We start from the raw sequence: 255 nt of genomic DNA, 5'->3' as shown, positions 1-255 counted from the left end.
TGGGCTGCAAGATTCTGGCGGGAGCCGAAGAGCTGGACTTTGCCCTGCCCGGACCGATGCCACTGGTCTGGCAACGTACCTACAGCTCCTACAACGGCCGCATTGGTCTGCTGGGCCAGGGCTGGAGCCTGCCGGCCTCACCGGTACTGGAACCGGCGGCAGACGCCTGCCGGCTGGTCGACACCCAGGGCCGTACCCTCACCTTTGAACCCTTGCGGGCCGAAGTCCCCCAGTATTCAGCCAGCGAAGACCTGT

1 protein-coding gene is annotated in these 255 nt (G+C 65.5%); it reads left to right on the top strand.

All coding sequences use genetic code 11. The features are described from left to right. On the top strand, positions 1-255 hold a 255-nt coding region (locus tag PZA18_RS24735; RefSeq protein ID WP_284103535.1), incomplete at both ends, for a DUF6531 domain-containing protein.

The sequence above is a fragment of the Parachitinimonas caeni genome (genome assembly GCF_030129945.1).
GTDB lineage: Bacteria > Pseudomonadota > Gammaproteobacteria > Burkholderiales > Chitinimonadaceae > Parachitinimonas > Parachitinimonas caeni.
Note: the sequence above shows the minus strand (reverse complement) of the source record. Positions and strands in the feature narration are given on the sequence as shown.